Here is a 23,831-nt window from a genome sequence, read left to right as displayed (position 1 = left end):
TTTTATATCAGCGCGGTAAGCCTTTGGCTAAGGCGGCATTGGCGCGTTTGACTGCTAGTTGCTCTTTCCAATTCATATAGCGCTGGCGATAGCGTGCTTTCATTACGTTGTCGAACTTGCGCTGTATCGCGAGGTTCCAGAGGCTGTGGGCTTTGACCGACCAGCTCTCGTCCCACGCGCGCAAGGAAAGGGAGAAGGAGCCGTCGAGGTATTTCATCCAGTGCCACCAGCCGGTTGGCATGAATAAGGTGTCGCCGTATTCCAGAAAACATTCGATTCCTTCAACGCCTTCGAGCGCCGGAAAGCGTTCGGTATCGGGTGCTTCGACGCTGTAGTCTTCCAGAGCGTAGGTGGCATAGGGAATGCGGTAGAGACGCTCTTTCCATTTGTAGTCGAACAGAATGATGTGTTTGCGTCCGAAATGGGTGTGGAAGATGTGCGCCATGTCGATATCGTAATGCAAGAATGTTTCGGAGCCGCTGCCGCCGAAAAACATGGTGGGGTATTTATCAAGAAATCCGCCCATCAAATCTTTCGGAAAAACGTAATCGTTGAGCAGCGAAGGGGCGTGCTTGATGGGGTCGAATAGGAAAATCCGCAAATCGGTGGGTTCGCGTTTGATGAGATCGATATAGTCGCCGAATTTCATTTCCGTGCTGGCCGCATTAATCGGCGCGGCGGGATCGGCTTTGCTGCTGTCATAAAGCGGTACGGTAATGTCGCCGACCGCTTCTTTCATATAGTCTAACGACCATTTTTCGTATGCGGGCCAACTTTTGGTCATGTTTTTGATCACCAGCGGGCGGCGCGGTTTCAGGTAATGTTGGCGGAAATCTTCTTGGCTGATGTTGTCGGCCACATCAATAGGGGTTAATTGGAAGCCCATAACGATTCTTTAGCTATGCGTTGAATGATAAAGACGGGATTTTAGTGAAATTCCTTCATTAGGAAAACCGGTTTTACATGATATTCATTTCAAAATGACTGAAGAGATGCTGATAATTCTTTGGAATTAGCAATACATTCTAACGGCGTATTCCGGCCTAATCCTAGATGGCGGAAAAGCCGTGCTTTGTGCCGATGTCAACATAAGGCCGCTTGGCGTAAGGTTATGCGTGCGAAATCTATATTTTGCGACCTTCTAAATACGCAATGCTTTAAAGAAAAACATCATGGCCTCTTTAACTTATAAACGATATTCCGTTTTAATTTTTAGTACGCTCTCGTTTACCGTTTGCTTCATGGTTTGGATGATGCTGGCGGTTGTGGGGATTCCGATCAAAAAAGAATTGGGCCTGACTGAAGCTGAATTCGGTATTTTGGCTGCTACGCCGGTATTGTCCGGTTCGCTGGTGCGCGTGCCGCTCGGCATCTGGACCGACCGCTACGGCGGCAGGATTGTGTTGTTTTGTTTGATGGTGGCCAGCGTTCCGGCGATTTATCTGATGCAGTATGCCGACCGTTTCTGGCAGTTTTTGGTCATTGGTTTGGTAATGGGTTTGGCCGGCGGCTCGTTTTCGGTCGGTACGCCTTATGTGGCCCGTTGGTTTCCCAAAGCGCAGCAAGGCGTGGCAATGGGGGTGTTTGGTGCGGGCAATGCCGGCTCGGCCCTGAATAAATTTCTGGCGCCCGCGCTGATTGCTTACGGGACTTGGCATTTTGTGCCTACTGTTTATGCGGCGATTATGCTCGGAACCGCGGTTTTGTTTTGGTTTACTTCCTATAGCGATCCGGCGCATCGGGTGTCGTCTTCCGTTACTTTGGGCGAGCAACTGGCACTTTTGAAGGATCCGGGCGTATTGCGTTACAGCCAATATTATTCGGTTGTATTCGGCGGTTATGTTGCGCTGGCTCTATGGATGACTAAATATTATGTGGGCGAATATGGTCTTCCGCTGCAAACGGCGGCTTTTCTGGCAGCATGTTTTTCTTTGCCCGGCGGCGTGTTGCGTGCGTTCGGCGGCTATCTTTCCGATAAATTCGGCGCTTATAAGGTTACTTGGGCGGTTATGTGGATTTGCTGGGTGTGTTTTTTCATTTTGTCTTATCCGCAAACAGATTTGGTGATTCACACTGCTAAAGGGCCGATGAATTTGAGCATGGGCTTGAACGTTACGGTTTTTACCGTGCTGATGTTTGTGGTGGGCGTAGCTATGGCGGTGGGCAAAGCTTCGGTCTTTAAATTTGTGGCTAATGATTATCCCGACAATATCGGCGCGGTTTCCGGCATCGTCGGATTGGCGGGAGGACTGGGCGGTTTCTTATTGCCGATTATGTTTGGCTTTTTGGAAGACCTGACCGGCATTCGCTCAACCAGCTTTATGCTGCTCTATGGTGCCGTTTGCGTGTCGTTGATTTGGATGCACTTTTCATTTAAAGCAAAACGCCCTGCGGCGGAGCGCTAAGTTTAATCATTGCTAGGAGATTTTAAATGGGTCATATCGTTAAAGACTGGCGCCCGGAAGACAAAACGTTCTGGGAAACCACCGGCCGGCCTATTGCGCGGCGTAATCTGTGGATTTCCATTCCTGCTCTTTTGTTGGCGTTTGCCATGTGGCAGGTATGGAGCGTGGCGGTGGTGAATTTGCCGAGCATCGGTTTCAAATATACGCCTAATCAACTATTCTGGCTGGCGGCGCTGCCGGCTTTGTCGGGCGCGACTTTACGGATCTTTTATTCGTTTATGGTACCGGTGTTCGGCGGGCGCAAGTGGACGGCAATTTCCACTGCCAGCCTTTTGTTGCCGGCCATCGGCTTGGGATTTGCCGTGCAAAATCCCGACACCAGTTACTTTCTAATGGCTTTGCTGGCTTTGTTGTGCGGTTTCGGCGGCGGAAATTTCTCGTCCAGCATGGCTAATATCAGTTTCTTTTTTCCTAAAGCGGAGAAAGGAACGGCGCTGGGTTTGAATGCGGGTTTGGGTAATCTGGGTGTATCGGTTGTACAATTTACGGTGCCTCTGGTGATTACTGCGGGATTATTCGGTGCTTGGGGAGGCGAGCCGCAAACTTGGGTAAAAGATGGTATTTCAAAACAAATGTGGCTGCAAAATGCAGGTTTTATTTGGGTGCCTTTTATCGTATTGTCGACCCTTTTTGCCTGGTTTGGCATGAATGATTTGAGCAGTGCGAAGTCGAGTTTCAAAGAACAATCGGTTATTTTCAAGCGGAAACACAATTGGCTGATGTGTGTGCTTTATCTAGGCACTTTCGGTTCGTTTATCGGTTTTTCCGCAGGGTTTCCGCTGCTGATTAAGGCGCAGTTTCCAATGGTCGATCCGGTCAAATATGCTTTCCTCGGCCCGTTGGTCGGCGCGTTGACCCGCCCGTTTGGCGGTTGGGTTTCAGACAAAATCAAAAGCGGAGCCAAAATCACTCAGATTGTGTTTGCGGGTATGATTATTGCCGTATTCGGGGTGTTAACCTTTTTGCCGGTTAACGGGCAGGGTGGTAGCTTCTGGGGCTTCTTTGCCTGCTTTATGGCTTTGTTTGCGCTCACCGGTTTGGGCAACGGCTCTACTTTTATGCAAGTACCGGTTATTTTCTTGAATATGCATGAAAAAATGGCGGCCCAAGGCCTGAAAACCAAAGAGCAGGCTTTGCACGATGCCAATAAAGAAGGTGCCGCTGTGATTGGTTTTACTGCCGCATTTGCAGCTTACGGTGGCTTTTTGATTCCGAAAAGCTACGGTTCGTCAATTGAGCTGACGGGCAGTGTCAACGCGGCTTTGTACCTTTTTATCGTGTTTTATGCACTTTGCTGCGTGATTAATTGGTGGTATTACATGCGCAAAGGTGCGGAAGCCAAGTGTTGAGCAAACTTTGATGCCTGTTTGAAAATATTTTCAGACAGGCATTGAATATCGGTTGTGCAGCCCCATTTCTAAAAAAACTTGTAACCTGTTATAACCCGATAAGGATGATTATGATTAAATTAACCACCAATAAAGGCGTGATTACATTGGAGCTGGATCACGAAAAAGCCCCTGTAACTGCGGCCAACTTCGAGCAATATGTGAAAGACGGTTTTTATAATGGCGTGATTTTTCACCGTGTAATCAAAGGTTTCATGATTCAGGGCGGCGGTATGGAGCCGGGAATGAAAGAGAAGAATACCCGCGAGCCGATTCAAAACGAAGCGCAGAACGGTTTGAAAAACGATAAATATACCATCGCAATGGCACGCACACAGGCGCCACATTCTGCTTCCGCGCAGTTTTTCATCAATACGAAAGACAACGGCTTTCTTAATCATACCGAACCCAGCATGCATGGTTGGGGTTATGCCGTATTTGGTAAAGTAGTTGACGGTTTTGATGTGGTGGATGCGATTGAAAACGTTGCAACTACGCGCCACGGTTATCACGATGATGTGCCGGTGGAAGATGTGGTAATTGAAAAAGCCGAAATCGTTTAACATCAAACATTAAAATGCCTGTCTGAAAAAATGTTTCAGACAGGCATTCGCTATATGTTGAACCCAATGAGAGGTTTTTATGTTTTCAGAAATTTTGCATCGAAAAATCAAAAACGCCGATTATATCCGTTTGATTGAGCAAAATTGCGCTGGCTTTTCTGCTGCGGAGCAGGCTTTATTGGAAGAAATTGTATCGGTGTTTGAATTTGATGTAATACAAGCACAGGCGCTGGCTCAGGCTGTGGCGCAACAGGCGCGTTTTGATCCGAATGTATCGCATATCGAATTCGATGACGACGAAGATACCACCGCGATTTGCCCGCATTGCCTCAATCCGCCGATGCCGCCGCTCTTGGATTATCGGGAATGGCGTAAACGAGGATAGGTTTAACGGCACGGGTGTGTTTCAGGTAGGTATTTGCCTTGTATAAAAGATTCAGGCAAAAAAAGGTGTGGCACCTGCCACACCCAAACACACACACATCAAGAGGAAAGAGATTCAGTTTAGTTTTGGGTTTTATTCGCCAAATCCCAAAAATAAAAATTAGATAACTATGCTAAACATCGTAGCCGATAGGGCTGTATGACTTTACTAACCGGTTAAATTTATTGGTTTTTATTGTGCTTTATGATTGGTAATAACCTGTGAAATATTATAAAGAATAATTCTAATTAAGCCTTGATGCAGGTCAAGAGAAGTTTTTTTACAACGTTAAAAAAGATATTGTTATTTATTTTCATCAAGCCAAACCGCCTGTTTATTAAGCATCAAACAGGCGGTTTGGTTTTTTAATGTGCAGGAGAAAATGCGTCGGAGAAGAAAGAGCCGTGCGGCAGGTTTTGCTGAGATTCGCATTGTTGGCGCACGTCGGAAATCATGGCTGGTGCGCCGCAGGCATAGACTTCGTAAGCCGATAAGTCAGAATAATCGGCCAGAATATGATTTTGGATATACCCGTGCTTTCCTTGCCAGTCTTCATGCGGTTGAGATAATACCGGAGTAAAACGCGCATTGGGCATTTTTCCGATTAATTCGGCCGCCGCCTCTATCTGATATAAATCGGCTTCATGCCGTGCACCCCAATATAAATGCACGTTTCTTTCAGCATCGTTGTCTATGAGGTATCGGAGAATGCTTTTTATGGGAGAAAAGCCGGTTCCGGTAGCCAGTAACAATAGCGGCGCTTGGCTATTTTTGCGCAAGGTAAAATTGCCCAATGGCCCTCGAATGCGCATGATGGCACCGGTTTTGACTGACGGGTTTTCACCAAACAACATGCTCGAAAACAAACCGCCTTCCCGTTGCCGAATATGCAATTCCAAGTTGCCGGGCGTGGCAGAGTGGCTGGCAAGAGAATAGCTTCTTACTTGGTTGTTTTTTAATAAAATATCTATATATTGGCCGGCACGAAAGGCAAACGGAGGCGCTTTGGGCAGTGCGAGCGTGACTATCGCCACGTCATGAACGTATTCCACTGAATTGACGCGAGCGGGAAGAATGCGCACGGGCGGGGCGTCTGCATCAAAGCCGGGAATATTTAAGACAATATCGCTTTGCGCCGTGGTGCAGCACATCAGAATTTGGCCGGCTGCCTGCTCTTCTTCACTGAGCGCCAGCTCGGTATGCTGGTTTTGAACAACTTCGCCGCTGACAACTTCGGCTTTGCATTGGCCGCAGATGCCGCTTTGGCAGGAATGAGGTAAATTTAAATTCTGGCGTTTGGCAGCAGCTAGAATCGGTTCTTGGCTTTCAACCGTGAAGCAAATATTGCTGTCGGCTAGGGAAACGGTTTGAGTCATGTTTTTATATTTATGTGGAAATGAAGGAAATTTTTTAGATTATAACGCATGTTGCGGCGCTAGCAGTAAATCGGATTAATGCAGGCAAGGGTGCTTTTTCATGAAATAATGACGTGATTGAAAATAGATAAGCATCCGACATACATTTGTGTATGTTGATGCAACACGAATCCGAATATTTGTGTAAAAAATCTGAAAAGAAACAGATTCTAGTGGAAATATCCCTTATATTGAATGCATCTGCGCGGCTTTGCGCAACTTCTTAAGGAAATTAAATGATGAAAAAACGCACAGGTACCATTTTGTTGACCGTGCTGTCTTTGGCGCTGAGCCCGATGGCCGTGTCTAAAGAAAAATCCATTAATATTGAAGAAGACTCTTCCGGTTTGTCATCCGCTTTGTCGGAAAATTTGGCGCGCACCTCGGTTTCCATGGGTGTGAAAGAACCTGTACGAATTAAAAGTAGTGGCGACGGTGTGGTGGTGAGCGGCGCTTCTGCTACCAGCTGCAAAATCAAATTGTCGAAAGACAGCAGCCCGGCTATTCTGGGCGTATCTTGTAAATAAAAAAGAAGTTAGAGAATACAGCTTAAATGAAGCAATGCCTGTCTGAAAAAATTCAGACAGGCATTTTTTATTTAGTGGGAGGTATGGCCGATTTGGAATGTCATCGTGGTGTAGATTGCTTGTTTTTGGCAGACTTTTTGGTCTGGGTAATCGCCTTTGTAATTTACATCAGCTTTCCAAAATCCTTGGCGTAACGGAATGATGCTAACCGTACCATCGTCGGCCGTCACATCGGAAAAGGCTTGGGCTTCCACTTTGTGCGTTTTGCTACGGTCGCTGTTATCAAAACCGTCAAAGGTGGCGGTTAGCGTGGCATTTGGCAAAGGCTCGCCGTTAAGCAAAACTTTAACTTTGAATTTTTCGCCGACATGCACATTGGCCGGATTATCGAGGGGCACGATTTCCAAGCTTTGGCCGACGGGTCGGGTGATGATTGCGGTATCGGCGCTTTCGTGGCCTACATTGATGATGTTTTTGCCGTACATGCGGGATTGCTCGCAATAATCGGCATCCGGCATCTCTTTAATGCTGGCCTGTTTCCAACCTGATTTGTTTTTCGACCAGAAAGTAGGTTGGTATTCGGCTGTTACCAGATAGCTGCCGTCTTTTACCGGTTTTTTACTTTGATATTGATAATTGTATTGCCCTTTTTGCACCAAATCTTCTTTGCCTTTGGCTGTGATGAGCTGCATCGGTTTGCGGAAGATATGCAGGCGATCTTGTGCGATGGGTTCCATTTGCGGGAATTCGCCGTAACCCAATTCGGCTTTTAGAATTTCTCCGCCGTGGGTGTGGGCGGTTTCAACCCATAAGCGGTGAGCTTGGGCGGAATGGGCAAAAATCAGTGTGCTGAGGATAAATAAACCTGTTTTTTTCATGTAAATCTCGTTTGATGAGTTGAGAATAAATTGCGCTTAAAAGAAATGTTATATTATAACAATATAAATGTAAAATAAATAGCTTGCCTGAAAATAAAATTGGAAATGCTTGGGTAGATTGAAATAAAACCGCACTTTTCGTTTTAACAAGTGCGGTTTTGTCAGGCTGGCAGCCGTTTTCAGACAGGCTTTTAAGATTTGTTTCGGCTGAAAACGATTTTAGTTGCTTGCCATGAAACGCAGCATGCACCGGCGATAAACACAAGATCGGCCAGAGTGCGCAGCCAGCGCAGGGTAACCAGATTGCTTTGCTGCATGAATGCTTCGCTACGGGCAAACCAAAGCCCTTCAGTGATGGAAGCATGCACTTGTATGATGCCTACGGGCAGCAGGCTGATGGCAACCATCAAAGCCAAGCCACCGTTTAAGCACCAGAAGCCCCATTTCATCAAATTTTCATCAAATTCATAAGTTGGTTTGAGATAGCGGGCAACCAGCAGCACGAAACCCAATGCCAAGAAGCCGTATACACCGAAGAGCGCGGTATGGGCATGCACGGCGGTTGTGTTCAAACCTTGCAGGTAAAACAGGGAAATCGGCGGATTAATCAAAAAGCCGAATACGCCTGCGCCAATCATGTTCCAGAAGGCAACGGCCACGAAACACATCAGCGGCCAGCGCAAACGCTGCATCCACGGGCTTGCGTGCTGATAAGACCAATGTTCGTATGCTTCTTTGCCCAATAAAATCAACGGTACGACTTCCAATGCGGAAAAAGACGCGCCGACGGCCATTACGGGTGTGGTGGTACCGGTGAAATAAAGGTGGTGGAAAGTGCCGGGGACGCCGCCGATCATAAACAAAGAGGCAGATACGAGCGAGGCAATGGTGGCGGATTTTCGACTAACCAAACCGAGGTTGTAGAAAATAAAGGCCAGCGCTACAGTGGCAAACACTTCAAAGAAGCCTTCCACCCATAGATGCACCACCCACCAGCGCCAGTATTCCATGATGGTAATGTTGTCGTGTTCGCCGTAAAACAGGCCCGGCGCATAAAACAGACCGACGCCCACCATAGAAGCAACGAAAATGGTTAAAAGGTTTTTATCAGAGTTTTTATCCTTGAAGGCACTAACGGTGCAACGCAGCATCAGGAAAAGCCATAACAATAGGCCGACCATCAACAGAAGTTGCCAAAAACGGCCGAGGTCGAGATATTCGTAGCCCTGATGGCCGAACCAAAAGTTCCATTCGGCTGGAATGATATGGCTTAAGGCAAGGAAGTTGCCGCCGTAAGAGCCGCCAACCACGATGAACAAGGCGATATAAAGAAAATTAACGCCGGCTACTTGGAATCTCGGGTCTTTGCCGCCGTTGATAACAGGAGCGAGGAACAAGCCGGCAGTCAGAAAGCCGGTGGCAATCCAGAAAATGGCGGATTGGATATGCCAAGTGCGGACTAGGGCGTAGGGAAACCATTCGGATAAGGGAATGCCAAAGAAATGCTGGCCTTCTACCGTGTAGTGGGCAGTCAAACCACCGAGCAGAACCTGTACAACGAATAGCGCAACGGTTAAAAACACATATTTTCCCAGCGCTTTCTGCGACGGTGTCAGATTAATTTTACTTACCGGGTCTGCAACCGGAACTTGCGGTTCTGCTTCATGTTTGTGTAGGAAAGACCAACCCCATACCAAGAGGCCGATGCCGGCCAGCAGAAAAACCACGCTGGCAATCGACCACATCATATTTTCGGTGGTCGGCACATTGTCGATTAGCGGTTCGTGTGGCCAGTTGGCAGTATATGTGGCTTGATAACTTGGGCGGTTGGTGGAAGCAGCCCACGATGTCCAGAAAAAGAAATCGGTTAATTTTTGGCGTTTTTCCAAATCGGGCAGTGTGTTGTTTTTCATGGCGAAGTGATCGCGCGTCTGCTCCATAGAAGGATCGTCGCCGTATAGTTTGACGTAGTAAGGTGCCGTGGTTTCAATGGCTTTGATGCGGGTGTTGCTCAAAACGATTGTGCCGTCGGCTTTTAACTGCGATTGATTGCGGTATTCGTTTTTTAATTCGGCTTTTAATTCCGCTTGCAGGCTAGGCGACAACAGATCATAAGATTTTCCGAATTTTTCCTGTGCGCGGATTTCTAGCCACGCACTTAATTCGCGGTGCAGCCAATCTGCGGTCCAATCCGGCGCCTGAAACGCACCGTGTCCGAAAATAGATCCCAATTCCATACCGCCCGTACTTTGCCAAGCGGATTGGCCGGCTAGAATATCGGATTTGGTAATGATGGTTTTGCCATCTTGGCTAATGTATTTTTCCGGAAACGGCGGGGCATTGCGGTAAACGTCTGTGCCCAGATAGCCGAGTATGCTGAAGGTTATGATTAACACCGTGATCAGCGACAGCCAAAGTTTTTTATACTGTCCCATGGTTGTATCCTTTTTGGTAGGGTTGCGGATAATATTTATATAATATGAATGTTAAGAATTGTATACCTTGTGGTGGGTGAGGAGGTATAGTTCTTTGGGATTAGCCAGTATGGGCTTTTTATTTAGGTTTTAATAAGCCGTATGGGTGAGTCTGTTCTTTAAACCCGTGATAAAAATCGGGTATAATCGCAAAAATTTTATGCAACCGCCCATAGACGGGCGGTTTGTTGTTTCGACCTGATATAAACGAAAGAGGCGCACATGCAGGTTCAGCGTGCTTTAACTGAAAAACAGATGGCTTTTTTACTGGCAACCATGACGGCGCTGATGCCGTTTTCCGTAGACGGCTATCTGCCTGCATTGCCGCAGATTGCGGAAAACCTGCAGGCGGATATTCATTCGATTGAAAAAAGCCTGAGTACGTTTTTATTAGGTGTGGCATTGGGCCAGCTTTCGGGCGGTTCGCTTTCCGACGTAAAAGGGCGCAGAACGGTTGCTTTGGGCGGCTTGGCGCTTTATATAGTAGCCAGTATCGGTTTGACTCTATTGCAAAGTGTTGAGCAGTTATTGCTTTTACGCGTGATTCAGGCACTGGGTGCGGGTATGACGGCAGTTATGGCCGGTGCTGTTGTGCGCGATCATTATGAGGGGCGGCAAGCCGCCCAGATGTTTGCGCTTATCGGCATTATCATGATGGGTGCGCCGTTGGTGGCACCTATGTTGGGATCGTTGTTGCAGACTTTGGGCGGCTGGCGGCTGATTTTTGCTTTTTTGGCGGTTTATGCTTTGGTGGTTTGGTTTTTGCTCTATCGGTTTTTACCTCAGTCTGCTCCGAGCGGCAATGTTGACCAAGCTTTTTGGCTGGGCGTGTTACAACGTTATAAAAAGGTGTTGGCTACCAAGCCTGCTTTGGGCTTTCTCTTTTTTCAAGCCTTCAGTTTCGCTTCCATGTTTGCTTTTATTACGGAATCGCCGTTTGTTTATATGAAGCTTTATGGTGTCGGCCCTCATACTTATGCCTGGTTGTTTGGCTGTAATATTATTACTATGGGTTTCTTTAACCGCCTTACCGCATATCGTTTAAAAACCGGACAAAATGCGGAAGATATTTTGAAATTGGGCGTGTTGGTTCAGGTGGCGGCAAACATCGGCTTGGTGCTTTCGGTAATCGTGTTCAAACTACCTCCTTTGCCGTTATTGGTGGCTTTGGCTATGTTGTCGGTCGGTACTCAAGGTTTGGTAACGGCCAATACGCAAGCTTGTTTTATGGCTTCTTTCAAGACTGAAGGCGGTAGTGCCAATGCCTTGCTGATGTCGGGCACTTCGTTAATCGGTGCGCTTATGGGGTGGTTGACGACCATGCTGCACGACGGCACAGTTGATGTGATGGTGGGCATGATGCTGCTTTCTAGCATTGTGGGCTTGGGTTTGCTTTGGTTTTTTTCGCGCAGCATTTTGCTGAAGAGCGTGGAAGAATAAAGGATAAATGCCTGTCTGAACGCTTTCAGACAGGCATGAATCATGTAAAATGATTCCGTCGAAACTAGATAATGAAGAGTGGGAAATAGTGTATGTCTGCCGATGATAAATTGCTGCCACACCGCCAGGCGATTGATGAGATTGATGTTGCCGTACTGAAACTTTTGAACGAGCGTGCGCATCATGCACGTGCTATCGGCGAGCTGAAAGGAACGGGTGTCGTGTATCGCCCGGAGCGGGAAGCGCAGGTTTTGTTGCGGATTAAGGCGTTGAACGAAGGGCCTTTGTCGGGCGAAGCGGTGGCGCGGCTGTTTCGCGAAATCATGAGTGAATGTTTGGCTGTCGAGCGGCCGTTGACCATTGCTTATTTAGGCCCGGAAGGCACGTTTACCCAACAGGCGGCCATTAAGCATTTCGGTCATGCAGCGCATACTCGTGCGTGCGCAACGGTAGACGAATGTATGCGGCTGGTAGAAGCAAGGCAGGCTGATTATGCGGTGGTGCCGGTTGAGAACTCGACGGAAGGTTCCGTCGGTCGTACGCTGGATTTGTTGGTGACCAGCCCGTTGCGCGCTTGTGGCGAGGTTGTGCTGCGGATTCATCATAATCTGCTGTGCAGAAAAGGAACGACAGAGGGGCTGACAACAGTTTATGCTCATGCGCAGGCTTTGGCTCAGTGCCAAGGCTGGCTGAGTAGAAACCTGCCGGATACGGTGCAGCGCGTACCGGTATCGAGCAACGGCGAAGCGGCGCGACTGGCGGCGTTGGATGATTCGGTGGCTGCGATTGCCGGGCAAACCGCCGCGGAAATTTACGGTTTGGCCAAGCTGGGTTCTAATATCGAAGACGAACCGAACAATACCACCCGTTTTCTGGTTCTAGGCTATCAAAATACGGTGCCTAGCGGCAAAGATAAAACATCGTTGATATTTTCTACGCCCAATCGTGTCGGTGCGGTTAACTTCCTACTCGAGCCGTTTACTGTTGCCGGCATTTCTCTTTCTAAATTTGAAAGCCGACCGAGTAAAACCGGATTATGGGAATATGTGTTCTTTATTGATGTCGACGGTCATGAGGAGGACGCGGCGATACGGGCGGTATTGGAAAAATTTAAAGAACACAATGTTTTCGTGAAAGTTATCGGTTCATATCCGCAAGCGGTCATTTGATTTGGAATAGTGGATGCAAGACGTTGCTATTTTGGGGTTCGGTTATTTGGGTAGGCCGCTGGCAGAAAAACTTTATTTAAAGGGTTGCCGCATCAGCGCACTTAAACGAAACCTTTCATCCGATGATGTAAACTTGCCGGTCGATTTGCAATGTGCTGATTTGAATGATATTGGGCACTACGGCGCGATATTTGGTTCAAACTGGTCGGATAAACCAGCTTGGGTGTGTTTGCTGCCGCCTACGCCGTTGCCAAATTATGATGCCTGTCTGAAAGAATGGTGTCGTTTGGCTGAAGATTATGGTGTGCAACATCTGATTTTTACCAGCAGCATTAGCGTCTATGGAGACAGGCCGCGCAGGTGTGATGAAAATAGCCTGCCGGAGCCGCAAACAGAAAATGCACGGAAAATTTTGGCAGCGGAGCATATATTTCTCTCTAGCAAAATTCCCAATATCGATATTCTTCGTTTAGGCGGCCTATATTCCGCCGACCGCCATCCTTTGCATCGGATGTTAGCGCGACAGGTTCCGATCAAAAAGCCCAATCATCCTGTCAATATGCTGCATCGTGATTCGGCGGTGGCTGTGTTATCCTCTGCCTTAACTAATGTCGGAGGGCTTCGGATACGCAATATCGTGGAGCAGGCGCATCCGACCAAACGAGAGTTTTACCGTGCTCAAGCTCAGGTTTTAGGTTTACCCTTGCCAAGTTTTGAGACAGACGATGAGACGAACGGCAAAACCGTTTACTCGTTGTTTAATGATTTATGGCTTTGAAAAGATATTTATCGCTTATCCGTTCAAGCCTGTCTGAAAGAAAATTATGCTTGCTTTACCGATTATCAATCATCTCATTCAACAAAACCCGGAAACCCAAGCTGCTTTGGTTGGTTATAACGGTATTGTCTTAACCTTAAACATTGCAGGGTTATCGATTCGCGGGCAATTTAATGAACAGGGTTTTTTATCAGAAACGAATCGCGAAGCGGATACCATATTAACCTTTCACCAAAGCGCAGTACAAAAAATCATGCGTAAGGAAATGCCGGGTGTCGGCGACTTCGAAATTGAAGGCGATCAGGAGTTGGGCTTTAATTTGCTGCCGTTGCTTGGCGGCTTACGTTATTATGCCAACGATGATTTGAGCCGGATTTTTGGCGATGGCGTTGCGGGCAGCATTGCGACCCGTACTCGAAAAATCGGTGCCACACTAAAGCAAATAGGGCAAAGTTTGATGGAACAAGCTTCCGATTATGCTAAAGAGCCTGAAGCGCCGGTTATTACACGGGAAGAATTCGATGAATGGGCCGATGAGGTTGATCGTTTGCGTGACGATGTGGCACGCCTGCATGCACGCTTGGATAAGTTCGAACGAGACGATTGGTAGAGCCTGATCGTCCCTGTTATTTGTGAAACAACATGGCTATACAAATAAAAGATGCCTGTCTGAAACTTTCAGACAGGCATTAATGTTGCTGCTTAAAATTTATGAACGATAGAGAGGGAAATAATGGCTTTCTTCATCTAATCCTCCGGCTTGGCGGCGGATTTCTAAGAGTTTGTCGTAAATTTCTTGATTGAAGATTTTATTACCGATATAAAAATCATAGAGGCTGTCGGGTGCAAAGCCTTTTTTAAAGCGCAGTAGGTCGTCATTGCCGCCATAGCCTCCACCGATAACGAAATTCTCAAAACCATTGGCATGCGACCAAGCAATCATCTCACTCATCAAAAGATAATTGGGCGATTCTTTCAGAAATTCACGTGAAGTGCTGCTGAGAAAGCAATAAGTATTTTTATTGCCGCCGATCAACAGGTTGACTGCGCCTACTTTGCCATCTTTCTCCGCAAAGAAATAGTAAATAGGATCGCCTAAGTCATGCAAATCTTCAAAAAACTGCTTGTCAAAATAATACATGGAGCGGGCGTCGTTACGATCCATCGTGTCGTAATAAACAGGCAGGAAAGTGTCGATATCTTCCCGAGTGTTGCCTACGCGTACGCTCCAGCCGCTTTTTTGGATTTTACGCACTTTCTGGCGCGTTTTCCCTTGGTAGCGACCAAAAACATCTTCCCAACTACCGGATAAATCGCACACCACATTAACCATTTTGCTCACGGCGCAGCCGTCGTAGTGCATGGCATAGTCGGTAAACAGGTTGAAGCGCAGAAACTCGCAAACATAACCGTGCTTCAGGCAATAGTCGTTATAGGCTTTCTGCACTTCTTCGGGGAAAGAGTCGGTATTGTAAATAAAACCACCGTAGCCATATGGAGAAGATAAATCGAAATAGGTATTTTCCGGAATTTTACCGGTAAAAGGTTGGCTTAAAGCGATATCGCGGCGCAGAATTACGGTTGCTGCACGCACATCGCCATTTTCATAAACTAACAAAACGGGTTGGCTGTCGTGATTGTGCCCGGCTGATGCTTTAATATAGGCGTGTAAGTAAAACGGCTCGTATACCGAAAAACTACGGATTGTTTTGTCCCATAATTCGCTGTCCTGCATGCCAATTTCAGTTACTGTCATTGTAGTCCATCCTTTTTTAATGCTTTGAATTCAATCATATACTTTTATAATTATAAGTTCGTTGTTTCAATGGTTTTTCGGACACTATCCTGCTTCGGGCAGATATCGCGCGGCCTTGAAAGGTATCTTTCCAGACTGATACGAAGGAAATAGTGCTGGTTAGGATTGTTTTACGAATATTTTACCAATATTTCTTTTTTTTCACAGAATAACAATAAAACCGATTTCAAGCCGAACTATCAGAAAGACGGTGTATTTTTTAGGAAAATCGGTTGTTTTTACTATTCCTGTGTGTGTAATTCAGTGATAAACAATAATGATTATCGTAAACTTGTTGAATAATATGTTTTGATAATATGACATATAAAATTTTTACCAAGTCCAACCAATCCGGCCGCTTCTTGAAAGCCGAAATGAAAAACTGCATAATCCGAAATCTACGATAACCACAACATGAAGGAATTTAGATATGGCTTCCCAATTGGCAAATGCCATCCGTTTTTTATCAGCAGACGCAGTACAGAAAGCCAATTCTGGCCATCCCGGTGCGCCGATGGGCATGGCCGAAATGGCTGAAGTGTTGTGGACGAAATTCTTAAATCATAATCCTGCTAATCCTAAATTTTATAACCGTGACCGTTTTGTTTTGTCGAATGGCCACGCATCGATGCTGCTTTACAGCTTACTGCACTTAACCGGCTATAACGTTTCCATCGAAGATTTGAAAAATTTCCGTCAGTTACACAGTAAAACCCCGGGCCATCCTGAATACGGTTATACCGACGGGGTAGAAACCACGACCGGCCCGTTAGGGCAGGGTGTTGCCAATGCGGTTGGTATGGCGTTGGCCGAAAAAATTCTGGCAGCCGAGTTTAATAAAGACGGCTTGAATATTGTCGACCATCATACCTACGTGTTTATGGGCGACGGCTGCTTGATGGAGGGCGTGTCCCATGAAGCATGCTCATTGGCGGGAACTTTGGGTTTGGGCAAGCTGATTGTCTTTTACGACGACAACAACATTTCTATTGATGGAAAAGTAGACGGTTGGTTCACTGAAAATATCCCGCAACGTTTCGAAAGCTACGGCTGGCATGTGGTGCCTAATATTAATGGTCATGATACGGCGGCGTTACAGGCTGCGGTTGAGGCGGCGAAGGCGGAAACCGGTAAGCCTTCCATTATCTGTTGTAAAACCTTAATTGGTAAGGGCGCGGCCACTAAAGAGGGTAGCCATAAAACTCATGGCGCGCCTTTGGGGGCGGAGGAAATTGAGGCAACCCGCAAGCATTTGGGTTGGTCGTTCGGGCCTTTTGAAATTCTGCAGGAAATATACGATGCTTGGAATGCAAAAGAAAAAGGCGCCAAGCTGGAGCATGAATGGAATACGCTGTTTGCTCAATATCAAGCCAAGTTTCCGCAAGAAGCTGAGGAATTTGTGCGCCGCATGAATCATGAGTTGCCTGCTGATTTTGACGCCGATATTCAAACTGCCTTGCAAGAGGTATGCGATAAGGCTGAAAAAATCGCAACCCGCAAGGCCAGCCAAAACAGCATTGGCATTCTGGCCAAAACATTACCTGAATTGGTGGGCGGATCTGCAGATTTGACGCCTTCTAATCTGACTGATTGGCCGGGTAGCGTATCGGTTACTCGCGAGCATGGCGGCAATTACATTCATTACGGCGTGCGCGAATTCGGAATGGCGGCCATCATGAACGGTCTGACGCTTCATGGCGGCGTTAAACCGTTCGGAGCGACTTTCCTGATGTTCAGCGAATATGCCCGAAATGCGCTTCGCATGGCCGCGTTAATGAAGATTAATCCAATTTTTGTGTTTACCCACGATTCTATCGGCCTTGGTGAAGATGGGCCGACGCACCAGCCTGTTGAGCAAACCGCTACATTGCGTTTGATTCCGAACATGGCAGTATGGCGCCCTTGCGATACCGCAGAATCGTTAGTGGCTTGGGCCGAAGCGGTGAAAGCAGCAGATCATCCAAGCTGTTTGATTTTCAGCCGGCAAAATTTACCGTTCATTCCTCGCGATACCGCTCAGCTTGCGGATATTCGACGCGGCGGGTATGTGATTAGTCAGGCAGAAGGGGCAAAAGCCGTATTGATTGCTACGGGTTCGGAAGTTGAGCTGGCTTTAAAAGCGGCAAAAGCGTTGGCAGAACAAGGCATTGCTGTTAATGTGGTTTCTATGCCTTCAACCAATGTGTTTGATAAACAAGATGCGGCTTACCGTGCTTCCGTTTTGCCGGCCAATCTTCCTAAAGTGGCTGTAGAGGCAGGGGTAAGCGACGGTTGGTATAAATATGTCGGTACTCAAGGCAAGGTTGTCGGCCTTGATCGTTTCGGCGAATCGGCACCGGCCGAATTATTGTTTGAGGAATTTGGCTTTACAGTGCCAAACGTTGTGGCTGCGGTAAAAGCTGTTTTAGCTTAACTAACCGTAAAATGCCTGTCTGAAAATATTTCAGACAGGCATTTTGTTATCAGAAATTCATTATCGAACATTCAAAACAAAGCAAGCATTTCTTGACATTTCATTACGAACAAAACAATATGCAGGCTTAACGTAAAATTTATTCTTCGATTGTAGGTGATTAATATGTCGAAAACACCCCCCGATCCTTATGCAAATTATCGAGAGCTGACCTTTCGCGGCATGCTTTTGGGTGCGCTGATTACAGTGGTTTTTACTGCATCCAATATTTATTTGGGACTGAAAGTCGGTTTAACTGTTGCTTCTTCAATTCCAGCAGCCGTGATTTCTATGGCAGCGCTTAAGTTTGCCAAAGGCAGCAATATTCTTGAAAACAATATAGTGCAGACTCAGGCTTCTTCGGCCGGAACTTTGTCGACCGTTATTTTCGTGTTACCCGGCCTTTTAATGACAGGTTATTGGAACGGCTTTCCGTTTTGGCAGACAACACTATTGTGTGTGGGTGGCGGGATATTAGGTGTGATTTTTACGGTTCCGTTGCGATACGCCATGGTGGTGAAAAGTAATCTGCCTTATCCGGAAGGTGTGGCTGCGGCTGAAATTTTGAAGGTCGGCAGTGGTGAACATAATGAAAAAGGCGAAGGTCAAGCCGGTGAAAGCGGTATTAAAGATATTGCCATGGGCGGATTGTTGGCTGGTTTGATGAGTTTCTTATCCAGTGGTTTACGCGTTATTTCAGATAGTGCGGGCTATTGGTTTAAGGCCGGTTCTTCTATTTTCCAATTACCGATGGGTTTTTCGCTTGCTTTGCTTGGTGCGGGCTATTTAGTTGGGCTGACTGGCGGTATTGCCATCTTGGTGGATATTTTTATTGCATGGGGAGGAGGCGTTCCCTATTTTTCCGCTGTGATTCCGCAGCCTGCTGATATGGATATGTCGGCTTTTGCTTTGCAAATCTGGAAAGAAAAAGTGCGTTTTATCGGTGCGGGTACGATTGGTATTGCGTCGATTTGGACCTTGATTACTCTGGCAAAACCGATGATTGAAGGTATGAAGTTGTCATTTAAGCCCACAGTCGGTTCTGCAGCCTCTACCGTGCGTACAGAGCGGGATTTGTCGCCTAAGGAAATGATTTTTTGGGCGTTGGGCATGATGTTGGTATTGGGTGTTTCGTTTTACCATTTTGTTAGCGCTGCCCAAATGTCTACGGGCATTGCTTGGTTGCTGGTCGTGGTATGTACGTTACTGACACTTTTAATCGGCTTTTTAGTAGCGGCGGCCTGCGGCTATATGGCAGGTTTGGTTGGTTCGTCTTCCAGTCCGATTTCTGGCATTGGCATTATTTCAGTTATTATTATATCTCTGGTGTTGCTGGCTCTTGGTAATGCAACGGAATTGTTTGCAGATGAAGGTAACCGGAAGCTTTTGCTTGCATTAACACTTTTTTGCGGCTCATCAATCATTGCGGCGGCTTCCATCTCCAACGATAATTTGCAGGATTTAAAAACCGGTTATCTGGTTAAAGCGACGCCGCGCTTGCAGCAAATTGCGCTGATTATCGGCTGTATTGTTGGTTCGGTTGTTATTTCGCCTGTTTTGCAATTATTGTATGAAGCTTATGGGTTTACGGGTGCGATGCCGCGCCCGAACATGGATGTGGCCCAAGCATTGGCTGCACCGCAGGCAACATTGATGTCGACGATTGCGCAAGGTATTTTTACCAACAGTCTGCAATGGAGTTATATTTTTATAGGCATGGGTATAGGCGCAATCTTGATTATTGTAGATTTGCTGCTTAAGAAAAGCTCGGCATCCAAACTCAGTTTGCCGGTATTGGCTGTTGGCATGGGCATTTACCTTCCGCCGGCCGTCAATATGCCGATTGTTATCGGTGCATTTTTGGTTGCTTGGATGAAAAGGCGTATTCGTATGCGTCATCCTGAAAATACAAAGAATCGTTTGAAAAATGCAGACCGTATCGGTACTTTATTTTCCGCTGGTTTAATTGTCGGAGAAAGCTTGGTCGGTGTGATAATGGCATTTATTATTGCAGCTTCGGTTACCAACGGCGGTTCTGATGCGCCATTGGCGATTAAGTTGGAAAATTGGGATACGACAGCTTCATGGTTGGGTTTGGCTGCGTTTATTCTTGGAATAGCTATATTTGCCAAACGCGTTTTGAATGCGGCTCGATAGGCGCGTTAGCAAAAAATGCCTGTCTGAAATTTTCAGACAGGCATTTTAAATGTTCAAAGTATTCGCTTAAGCAAGCTTGGCCTTCATCAATTCCTGCACCTGCTGCGGGTTCGCTTTGCCTTTGCTGGCCTTCATCACCTGACCAACCAATGCGTTGAATGCTTTTTCTTTGCCTGCTTTATATTCTTCAACCGATTTGGCGTTGGCAGCCAGTACTTCATCAATGATTTTTTCCATGGCACCGGTATCGGTTATTTGTTGCAAGCCATGTTGTTCGATGATTTGCTCTATCGTTGCTTCAGGCTCAGCCCACATTGCCTCAAAGGCTTTTTTTGCCAGCTTGTTGCTGAGCGTACCATCGGCAATTTTTCCGATTAATGCGGCCAAGCGAAGAGCATCAATCGGGCTTTCAGATAGGCTTAGATTTTCTTTATTTAATGTTGCCGCCAATTCCCCGTTCATCCAGTTTGCCACTAGCTTACCCTGATTACTGGCTTTTGCTGCTGCCTCGAAATAGGCTGCTTGCAAGCGGGAAGCGGTTAATAAACGGGCGTCGTAATCGCTTACGCCGTAATCACTGATAAAGCGTTGCGCCATTTCTGCGGGCAATTCGGGCATTTCATCTCTGGCTTTTTGCAGCTGGCTGTCTGAAATCATTACCGGTAGCAGATCAGGGTCGGGGAAGTAGCGGTAGTCGTGCGCATCTTCTTTCAAGCGCATGACACGGGTTTCGCCTTTTTCCGGGTCGAACAGCATGGTTGCCTGCTGCACTTTGCCGCCGTCTTCCAAAATTTCAATCTGGCTTTCCACCTCATAGTTAATCGCCTGTTCCAGAAAACGGAACGAATTCAAGTTCTTAATTTCACGCCGTGTGCCAAATTCAGCTTGCCCCTGCGGGCGAACCGACACATTGGCATCAATACGAAACGAACCTTCCGCCATATTGCCATCGCAAATATCCAGCCATGTTACCAAGCTATGCAGAGCCTTTGCATAGGCGACCGCTTCGGCGGCAGAGCGCATTTCCGGCTCGGACACCACTTCCAACAGCGGCGTACCCGCGCGGTTTAAATCAATGCCCGTTGCGCCGTTTAAACCCTCATGTACAGATTTACCGGCATCTTCTTCCATGTGAGCACGGGTTACATTAATGGTTTTAACCACATCGCCCACAACAATTTCCAATTTACCGTGTTCTACGATGGGTAAATCCAGCTGGCTGATTTGATAGCCTTTCGGCAAATCGGGATAGAAATAGTTTTTACGGTCGAAAACGTTTTTCTGGTTGATTTTCGCGCCTAAAGCCAAACCGAGTTTGATGGCCTTGCCAACCACTTCTCGGTTCATCACCGGCAACACGCCCGGCAAGGCACACTCCACCACGCTTGCATGCGCGTTCGGCTCTGCGCCGAATGAAGTGGATGCACCACTGAAAATTTTGGATTTGGTGTTCAATTGGACATGGATTTCCAGTCCGATTACAGTTTCCCAAGTCATAGAGGTCTTTCGTTCTGTATAGGCTGGGTTGGTTCCAGCAAGATTCAAATAAGGATATGCAAATATAATCCGAATCAAGATTGTCTAGTTTTGATATGCCTATGCTACATTATTTATTTTTCGATATTGCCCGCGGGCGGAAAATTCAATTACGTTTTGGTCACGCAATACTTGCAATTGTTGGCGGATTTTATCTTTAATATGCTTGTTTTTAGGAAATTGGACAGCCAATTCAGCCTCAAATTGATATATCTGGTTCAAATTAAAAGTTTCAGGCAGTTTTTCTACATATTTCATGATTGCAAGTAACCACCCTTTATTTTGCTGTTGCCGCAAAAATAAGTTGGTTCTCCACTGTTGACGAACGATTTCAGGACGAATTATTTTTGCGTTGTCAATCAGCAAAATTTTACCGCTTTCAGGCAGTGCTCCGACATTAATTGAGCAACCAATCCATCCGGGACGTTGCGCGGTATCAGATAAAGGCTTACGGCGGATGATTACTTCTGTGGTTATAAAGTGTTTAGGAACCAATATTAATTGGTGCACTGAATAATCAACTTTTCGATAGCTTAGAAAAAAGAAGCTCGGATTATTATCGGCTTGAATCCGTTCAACCATCGTATGGTAAGCACCATCGGTGATTTTTTTACCTGCCGTTTTTGCGTGTTTACTTTTGAGTTCGAATTGTTCTTTGCATGAAGGACATGAAAAATCGTGCACAGGTTTATTATTGTCTTCTTTTTGAATTTTCTCACAGCTGCAATTGGGGCAATAAACGTTTTTATCCATCCACGATTCGGTTAAAACACGGGTGATTTGGGAGGCGCTTTTATATCCTTTTGCTAATTCAGTATCGAATTTTAAATCCATTATTTATAAAATAAATCTTTAGCTTGTTGATTGAGAAAAGCTGATTTTCTAATTTTCAGACAGGCTTTTTCATATGCCAATCGCTATTCAACTGCATCTGATGAGCCGTGCCAAGGATTTTGGCTTCGGAAAAATAGTTGCCGATAAGCTGTACGCCGATAGGCAAATTATCCGAACTGAAGCCGGCGGGCAGGGTTAGAGCCGGCAATCCTGCTAAGTTTACGGCTATGGTGTAGATGTCGGAAAGATACATCTGCACGGGGTCGTGAATGTCACTGCCTAATTTCGGTGCGGCAGTGGGGGCTGCCGGGGCGAGAATGAGGTCGCATTGAGTTAAGGCTGTTTGAAAGTCGTTGGCAACTAAGCGGCGCAGTTTTTGCGCTTTCAGGTAATAGGCATCGTAATAGCCGTGGCTCAATACATAGGTGCCAATCATGATGCGGCGCTTTACTTCGCTGCCGAAGCCCTCGGCGCGGGTGTTGGCATACATTTCATCTAAATCGCTGAATTGCGCGGCTCGATGGCCGTAACGTACGCCGTCATAGCGGGAGAGGTTGGTGCTGGCCTCGGCGGAAGTAAGAACGTAATAGGCGGGAATGGATAATTCGGTTTGCGGCAGGCTCACTTCCACCATTTCGGCGCCTTGTTGCTTGAGCAAATTGATTGCATTTTGTAGCGCCGCCTGTACATCTGCGCTGTTGTTTTCTGTAAAGTATTCTTTGGGTAAGCCGATTTTCAAGCCTTTTAACGGGGAAGTAAGGTCTCTGGTGTAGTCTTCTTTGCTGCATTCCAAACTGGTGGAATCTCGTTCGTCGAAGCTGGCCATGGTGTTTAGAAGGATAGCGCAATCTTCGGCGGTTTGCGCCATCGGGCCGGCTTGGTCAAAGCTGGATGCGTAGGCAACCATGCCGAAACGGGAAACGATGCCGTAGGTAGGTTTGATGCCGGTAATGCCGCAATGGGAAGCAGGCTGGCGGATGGAGCCACCGGTATCGGAACCGAGTGCCGCTGGTGCGAGTCTTGCTGCGACTATCGCGGCAGAACCGCCAGAAGAACCGCCGGGAACATGTTCTGCATTCCACGGATTTTTTGTTGCTCCGTAAAATGAGGTTTCGTTGGTCGAACCCATGGCAAATTCATCCATATTGGTTCGACCAAGCGTGACCATGCCGGCATCAAGCAGGTTTTGGACAACGGTGGCTGTATAAGGTGCGATGAAATTATCCAACATTTTGGACGAGCAGGCGCTGCGCCAGCCTTGTTGGCAGAAAATGTCTTTATAAGCGATAGGCACGCCGGTTAAAGCATGGGCAGTGCCCGCAGCCAACCGCGCATCGGCGGCACGGGCTTCGGCGAGAGTGGCTTCCGGATTGAGCGTGATGTAGCCGTTAATGGCAGGGTTGCGCGCATCAATGGCGGCAAGGTATTCCTGAGCCAATTCCACAGCGGAAATCTGTTTGGTTTGCAGAAGGGTGCTGGCTTGTTTGAGGGTATGATGGGTCATGGTGTTTGTTTGCAATTCTGTAGCAATATCAA

General features: G+C 46.9%; 19 protein-coding genes. 11 read left to right on the top strand and 8 right to left on the bottom strand.

Annotated features, from left to right (window positions below; all coding sequences use genetic code 11):
• Positions 1-7: 7 nt before the first annotated feature.
• Positions 8-886, bottom strand: a complete 879-nt coding sequence (locus Q4A84_RS05500; protein WP_303087928.1) for a cupin-like domain-containing protein — start codon at positions 884-886, stop codon at positions 8-10.
• A 286-nt stretch (positions 887-1,172) separates the two neighbouring features.
• Here Q4A84_RS05500 and Q4A84_RS05495 point away from each other — a divergent pair, with 286 nt between their 5' ends.
• The 4 genes from Q4A84_RS05495 to Q4A84_RS05480 all read left to right on the top strand — a co-directional run bounded on the left by Q4A84_RS05495 (position 1,173) and on the right by Q4A84_RS05480 (position 4,801).
• A complete protein-coding gene (locus tag Q4A84_RS05495) occupies positions 1,173-2,405 on the top strand; it encodes a nitrate/nitrite transporter (protein WP_303087927.1) in 1,233 nt (410 codons plus the stop codon).
• Between the two features lie 26 nt (positions 2,406-2,431).
• Entirely contained in the window at positions 2,432-3,814 is a 1,383-nt protein-coding gene (locus Q4A84_RS05490) for a NarK family nitrate/nitrite MFS transporter (RefSeq protein ID WP_303087926.1), read from the top strand.
• A 110-nt stretch (positions 3,815-3,924) separates the two neighbouring features.
• Positions 3,925-4,416 (top strand): peptidylprolyl isomerase, encoded by a 492-nt coding sequence (locus tag Q4A84_RS05485; RefSeq protein ID WP_303087925.1) that lies wholly within the window; start codon positions 3,925-3,927, stop codon positions 4,414-4,416.
• 79 nt (positions 4,417-4,495) lie between these two features.
• The gene (locus Q4A84_RS05480) at positions 4,496-4,801 is read left to right on the top strand and encodes a hypothetical protein (protein WP_303087924.1); all 306 of its coding nucleotides are present in this window, start codon (positions 4,496-4,498) and stop codon (positions 4,799-4,801) included.
• Between the two features lie 404 nt (positions 4,802-5,205).
• On the opposite strand, the gene Q4A84_RS05475 is transcribed toward Q4A84_RS05480, so the two are convergent.
• Positions 5,206-6,216: an FAD-binding oxidoreductase gene (locus tag Q4A84_RS05475; RefSeq protein ID WP_303087923.1), complete on the bottom strand. Its 1,011-nt coding sequence runs from the start codon at positions 6,214-6,216 to the stop codon at positions 5,206-5,208.
• Between the two features lie 275 nt (positions 6,217-6,491).
• On the opposite strand from Q4A84_RS05475, the gene Q4A84_RS05470 reads away from it, so the two are divergent.
• Positions 6,492-6,782, top strand: coding sequence for a hypothetical protein (locus tag Q4A84_RS05470; protein WP_303087922.1), 291 nt, complete (start codon positions 6,492-6,494; stop codon positions 6,780-6,782).
• Between the two features lie 71 nt (positions 6,783-6,853).
• Here Q4A84_RS05470 and Q4A84_RS05465 read toward each other — a convergent pair whose 3' ends face one another.
• Positions 6,854-7,660, bottom strand: coding sequence for a DUF4198 domain-containing protein (locus tag Q4A84_RS05465; RefSeq protein ID WP_303087921.1), 807 nt, complete (start codon positions 7,658-7,660; stop codon positions 6,854-6,856).
• Positions 7,661-7,851: 191 nt separating this feature from the next.
• A complete protein-coding gene (locus tag Q4A84_RS05460; RefSeq protein ID WP_303087920.1) occupies positions 7,852-10,095 on the bottom strand; it encodes a nitric-oxide reductase large subunit in 2,244 nt (747 codons plus the stop codon).
• A gap of 261 nt (positions 10,096-10,356) precedes the next feature.
• Here Q4A84_RS05460 and Q4A84_RS05455 point away from each other — a divergent pair, with 261 nt between their 5' ends.
• The 4 genes from Q4A84_RS05455 (at position 10,357) to Q4A84_RS05440 (ending at position 14,131) form a co-directional block, all read left to right on the top strand.
• On the top strand, positions 10,357-11,574 hold the full coding sequence (locus Q4A84_RS05455) for a multidrug effflux MFS transporter (protein WP_303087919.1): 1,218 nt from the start codon (positions 10,357-10,359) through the stop codon (positions 11,572-11,574).
• A 92-nt stretch (positions 11,575-11,666) separates the two neighbouring features.
• Positions 11,667-12,743: a prephenate dehydratase gene (gene pheA, locus Q4A84_RS05450; RefSeq protein WP_303087918.1), complete on the top strand. Its 1,077-nt coding sequence runs from the start codon at positions 11,667-11,669 to the stop codon at positions 12,741-12,743.
• 13 nt (positions 12,744-12,756) lie between these two features.
• A complete protein-coding gene (locus Q4A84_RS05445; RefSeq protein ID WP_303087917.1) occupies positions 12,757-13,521 on the top strand; it encodes an SDR family NAD(P)-dependent oxidoreductase in 765 nt (254 codons plus the stop codon).
• A 46-nt stretch (positions 13,522-13,567) separates the two neighbouring features.
• A complete protein-coding gene (locus tag Q4A84_RS05440) occupies positions 13,568-14,131 on the top strand; it encodes an SCP2 domain-containing protein (RefSeq protein ID WP_303087916.1) in 564 nt (187 codons plus the stop codon).
• Between the two features lie 99 nt (positions 14,132-14,230).
• Here the strand turns inward: Q4A84_RS05440 and Q4A84_RS05435 are convergent, their stop codons facing one another.
• Positions 14,231-15,277, bottom strand: coding sequence for a GNAT family N-acetyltransferase (locus Q4A84_RS05435; RefSeq protein WP_303087915.1), 1,047 nt, complete (start codon positions 15,275-15,277; stop codon positions 14,231-14,233).
• A 469-nt stretch (positions 15,278-15,746) separates the two neighbouring features.
• Between Q4A84_RS05435 and tkt the strand changes: the two genes are divergently transcribed.
• Together tkt and Q4A84_RS05425 are read left to right on the top strand one after the other, a co-directional pair.
• A complete protein-coding gene (tkt, locus tag Q4A84_RS05430) occupies positions 15,747-17,729 on the top strand; it encodes a transketolase (protein ID WP_303087914.1) in 1,983 nt (660 codons plus the stop codon).
• A gap of 165 nt (positions 17,730-17,894) precedes the next feature.
• Positions 17,895-19,925 (top strand): OPT family oligopeptide transporter, encoded by a 2,031-nt coding sequence (locus tag Q4A84_RS05425; protein ID WP_303087913.1) that lies wholly within the window; start codon positions 17,895-17,897, stop codon positions 19,923-19,925.
• Between the two features lie 66 nt (positions 19,926-19,991).
• Here Q4A84_RS05425 and gatB read toward each other — a convergent pair whose 3' ends face one another.
• From gatB to gatA, 3 genes are all read right to left on the bottom strand, one after another.
• Positions 19,992-21,422: an Asp-tRNA(Asn)/Glu-tRNA(Gln) amidotransferase subunit GatB gene (gene gatB / locus Q4A84_RS05420; RefSeq protein WP_303087912.1), complete on the bottom strand. Its 1,431-nt coding sequence runs from the start codon at positions 21,420-21,422 to the stop codon at positions 19,992-19,994.
• 99 nt (positions 21,423-21,521) lie between these two features.
• Complete coding sequence (locus Q4A84_RS05415; protein ID WP_303087911.1) at positions 21,522-22,295, bottom strand: DpnI domain-containing protein; 774 nt, start codon at positions 22,293-22,295, stop codon at positions 21,522-21,524.
• Positions 22,296-22,350: 55 nt separating this feature from the next.
• The gene (gatA, locus tag Q4A84_RS05410) at positions 22,351-23,799 is read right to left on the bottom strand and encodes an Asp-tRNA(Asn)/Glu-tRNA(Gln) amidotransferase subunit GatA (RefSeq protein WP_303087910.1); all 1,449 of its coding nucleotides are present in this window, start codon (positions 23,797-23,799) and stop codon (positions 22,351-22,353) included.
• Between the last annotated feature and the right edge of the window lie 32 nt (positions 23,800-23,831).

Origin of the sequence: Neisseria sp. (genome assembly GCF_030527965.1) — a bacterium.
Taxonomy (GTDB): Bacteria; Pseudomonadota; Gammaproteobacteria; order Burkholderiales; family Neisseriaceae; genus Neisseria.
Note: the sequence above shows the minus strand (reverse complement) of the source record. Positions and strands in the feature narration are given on the sequence as shown.

What these genes read in the sequence shown, in the direction of transcription:
- Q4A84_RS05500 (WP_303087928.1), bottom strand. Translation starts at nt 886, where the DNA reads ATGGGCTTCCAATTAACCCCTATTGATGTGGCCGACAACATCAGCCAA.
- Q4A84_RS05495 (WP_303087927.1), top strand. Translation starts at nt 1,173, where the DNA reads ATGGCCTCTTTAACTTATAAACGATATTCCGTTTTAATTTTTAGTACG.
- Q4A84_RS05490 (WP_303087926.1), top strand. Translation starts at nt 2,432, where the DNA reads ATGGGTCATATCGTTAAAGACTGGCGCCCGGAAGACAAAACGTTCTGG.
- Q4A84_RS05485 (WP_303087925.1), top strand. Translation starts at nt 3,925, where the DNA reads ATGATTAAATTAACCACCAATAAAGGCGTGATTACATTGGAGCTGGAT.
- Q4A84_RS05480 (WP_303087924.1), top strand. Translation starts at nt 4,496, where the DNA reads ATGTTTTCAGAAATTTTGCATCGAAAAATCAAAAACGCCGATTATATC.
- Q4A84_RS05475 (WP_303087923.1), bottom strand. Translation starts at nt 6,216, where the DNA reads ATGACTCAAACCGTTTCCCTAGCCGACAGCAATATTTGCTTCACGGTT.
- Q4A84_RS05470 (WP_303087922.1), top strand. Translation starts at nt 6,492, where the DNA reads ATGATGAAAAAACGCACAGGTACCATTTTGTTGACCGTGCTGTCTTTG.
- Q4A84_RS05465 (WP_303087921.1), bottom strand. Translation starts at nt 7,660, where the DNA reads ATGAAAAAAACAGGTTTATTTATCCTCAGCACACTGATTTTTGCCCAT.
- Q4A84_RS05460 (WP_303087920.1), bottom strand. Translation starts at nt 10,095, where the DNA reads ATGGGACAGTATAAAAAACTTTGGCTGTCGCTGATCACGGTGTTAATC.
- Q4A84_RS05455 (WP_303087919.1), top strand. Translation starts at nt 10,357, where the DNA reads ATGCAGGTTCAGCGTGCTTTAACTGAAAAACAGATGGCTTTTTTACTG.
- pheA (WP_303087918.1), top strand. Translation starts at nt 11,667, where the DNA reads ATGTCTGCCGATGATAAATTGCTGCCACACCGCCAGGCGATTGATGAG.
- Q4A84_RS05445 (WP_303087917.1), top strand. Translation starts at nt 12,757, where the DNA reads ATGCAAGACGTTGCTATTTTGGGGTTCGGTTATTTGGGTAGGCCGCTG.
- Q4A84_RS05440 (WP_303087916.1), top strand. Translation starts at nt 13,568, where the DNA reads ATGCTTGCTTTACCGATTATCAATCATCTCATTCAACAAAACCCGGAA.
- Q4A84_RS05435 (WP_303087915.1), bottom strand. Translation starts at nt 15,277, where the DNA reads ATGACAGTAACTGAAATTGGCATGCAGGACAGCGAATTATGGGACAAA.
- tkt (WP_303087914.1), top strand. Translation starts at nt 15,747, where the DNA reads ATGGCTTCCCAATTGGCAAATGCCATCCGTTTTTTATCAGCAGACGCA.
- Q4A84_RS05425 (WP_303087913.1), top strand. Translation starts at nt 17,895, where the DNA reads ATGTCGAAAACACCCCCCGATCCTTATGCAAATTATCGAGAGCTGACC.
- gatB (WP_303087912.1), bottom strand. Translation starts at nt 21,422, where the DNA reads ATGACTTGGGAAACTGTAATCGGACTGGAAATCCATGTCCAATTGAAC.
- Q4A84_RS05415 (WP_303087911.1), bottom strand. Translation starts at nt 22,295, where the DNA reads ATGGATTTAAAATTCGATACTGAATTAGCAAAAGGATATAAAAGCGCC.
- gatA (WP_303087910.1), bottom strand. Translation starts at nt 23,799, where the DNA reads ATGACCCATCATACCCTCAAACAAGCCAGCACCCTTCTGCAAACCAAA.